The sequence below is a fragment of the Acetobacter sp. DsW_063 genome (assembly GCF_002153745.1).
Lineage (GTDB): Bacteria > Pseudomonadota > Alphaproteobacteria > Acetobacterales > Acetobacteraceae > Acetobacter.
The window spans coordinates 1-2,479 of record NZ_JOPL01000133.1; the positions used below are offsets into that span (position 1 = coordinate 1).

General features: G+C 52.0%; 3 protein-coding genes. 1 reads left to right on the top strand and 2 read right to left on the bottom strand.

Annotated features, from left to right (window positions below):
- Positions 1–344: 344 nt before the first annotated feature.
- Both HK28_RS13185 and HK28_RS13190 read right to left on the bottom strand, forming a co-directional pair.
- Entirely contained in the window at positions 345–593 is a 249-nt protein-coding gene (locus HK28_RS13185) for a hypothetical protein (protein WP_086644998.1), read from the bottom strand.
- A gap of 579 nt (positions 594–1,172) precedes the next feature.
- The gene (locus HK28_RS13190) at positions 1,173–1,919 is read right to left on the bottom strand and encodes a helix-turn-helix transcriptional regulator (RefSeq protein ID WP_233140550.1); all 747 of its coding nucleotides are present in this window, start codon (positions 1,917–1,919) and stop codon (positions 1,173–1,175) included.
- A gap of 212 nt (positions 1,920–2,131) precedes the next feature.
- On the opposite strand from HK28_RS13190, the gene HK28_RS13195 reads away from it, so the two are divergent.
- A complete protein-coding gene (locus HK28_RS13195; RefSeq protein ID WP_086644999.1) occupies positions 2,132–2,437 on the top strand; it encodes a helix-turn-helix domain-containing protein in 306 nt (101 codons plus the stop codon).
- Positions 2,438–2,479 lie beyond the last annotated feature (42 nt).

Sequence of the window (2,479 nt, forward strand, 5' to 3'; positions counted from 1 at the left end):
GTGCGGCGGCCCTGCTCGATGATCTGCCCAAGGCGCAGTGGATGCTAGGCTCAGGACTCATTCTTTAAGATAGAAGATTGACGGTGGACAGTAGGTTCTGGACCGGAGGAGACCGGGATTATCTGGGATCATCGGGGACGTGGCGGGATAAAATTTGGCGGTCGGCGGGGCGCGATTTGGATTGGGCCGAGTTATCCACAGGGTGATCGCCCGACCGGTGTGGTTTGGAACCAAACCGGCGAAATCGGTATTTCGGACGTATGGTTTGGAACCGTAAGGCGCCGTTCCAGCGGGGCTCTCTTATAGGTGGGGAGAAGGTTCTTAGAGGTTTCTCAGAGGCAACCTCAGAACCACTTGAACCCATGGCCCATCAGCGCAGACAGACCGAGCGCGGCTGAAATAAGAGCGCCCATGACGAGCCGAAAGTCACGCTTGCCGTTTGATTTTATCGCGCGGACGTCATCCTTGATTTCTTTCAAGGTGTCCTTTGTGTATTTGGCGATTTGTTCGAGAACGGCGTCGCGTGTTTCCATACCGCCATCATAGCGACCGCCGCCGTTCTGTACAAGCTGATATTTAAGGAAGATGCTCACTCTGCCCTATTATCCGGGCGATCTTTTTTCCGAGACATATACACCGAGGAACCATCCAGAGGATAAAGAGGAGGGAACGCCGAAAATCCGTCGCTCAAGAGCCTTTCTTTAGCCGAATTTCTATCTATTTTGTTCATATTTACGTCGATATGAAGATCGTGCTCCGTGCGATGATAGTAAAATTCTTTCCATGGCATATTATTCATTACCTCCATTGTTGAGGTGAATTTATTCGCGGAAAACGAAATCTGACAAATAGTTGAGTATAAACAAGAAAGAATAATTTGTATTGGAATGTCACCTAGATCAGATATATTGCTCCGTCTCCATGATTCGGGGATTATTTTTTCATTTCGGAAGTTCTTAACCGCCAACTCGAACCAAGGCCAAGAGAACGACAACGACAAATCATCCAAAAAAGTCAACATCCAATGTTTGGGATAGTTTTGTTCCGAAAAATCATGCCAAAATATTTCCAGAAGCACAGATTTGTATCGCGAATCACACTCGAATTCCGCTCTTTTATCAGATATCGCGAGGTCAAATTCGCATTTTAATTCGATCCGATCTTTGTACACGTCACCTAGCCCCCATGATGCCGATGCGAAAAACGACGCGGCCGACTACGACGATGGGGTGGCCGCCGTCCTCGAAGAGCTGTCGCGCGCGGGAGGCGCTGATTGTCTCGCGCTCGTAAGCTGGATTGTCGCTCGACACGATCAGATCGCCGGTGACCGACCACGAAAGGCGCTTGACCATAATATCAGTATCGCGCCGCAAAACATAAACAGAACCGGCGATTACCTCGCAATCTCCGGTGTCAATTAAAATAGTATCTCCGTCGTAAAGTGATGGAGACATACTATCTCCGCGAACAGTTACCGCCGTGAGGTGGTTAAGGCGCGCTAAGACGCTGGATGGCAACGAGTGTCTACCGATTTCTATTGATGCTGAACTTTCGACGTTTGGTGCGAGCGTGCCGTGGCCGGCAGACACCTGCACGTCGAATTGGGGGATGGAAATCAGATTTTGTGCGGTTTTAGCTGGCAACGTCCTTGCCAGTTGAGGCGGCGACGCTGCGTCGGGGCCGAAATAGAGCCACTCCAGGGACACGCCGCAAGTTCTGGCCAAACGAGCGGCGGCAAGCCCCTTCATGTCGCGTCCAGCGATGTAGGTGTTGAGCGTGCTGATCGGGATGCCGGATTGTTCGGAGACCGCTCTGTTTCCGCCAGCTTTGGAAACAGCTTCGCGAAGTCGCTCAGCTACGTTTGTGAGTTCCCGGCTATCATCGCGCACTGGGAATTCATGACATTGATCCATGTTCATGTCGATAATCCGCAGAAGTAAGCCGCGTTCGTAAATTTATCCACAGGTTATCCACAAAAAAGAAGTGGGAAATATACATTTGAGGTTTCAGAGAGTCCCTGAATGTGTATTCTCACCGTAGAACCTCACGAATGGATGAAACCGTGGAAACCCACGGTGAACGGGGTTGAAAAAGGGGCGGTTGGGGCCGCCCCGATTGATGGGGATAGACTATGGCACAAAAGCCAAAGGGCATGCATCCGGAGGATATCAAGTCGGCGCTCCGCATCCGTTACGGATCGCTCAAGGCGTTCGCGATAAAGATCGGCCGCGCCGAGGGAACGGTGGGAAACGCTATCGGGCGTCCCGGCTACTCCGTGCCGATTGAGCGTGAGATCGCAAAGGCTCTCGCGATGGCGCCCGAGAAAATCTGGCCTGAGCGGTATCATTCCGATGGGTCTCCGGTGTCGATGACTGTTGATCGGACACCTACCGCGCTGCGGACGGCGGCACATCGTCAAAACGAGGTGGCAGCATGAACGTCATCGAGATCCCGCTTTCGGAGATCGATGTCAGCGACC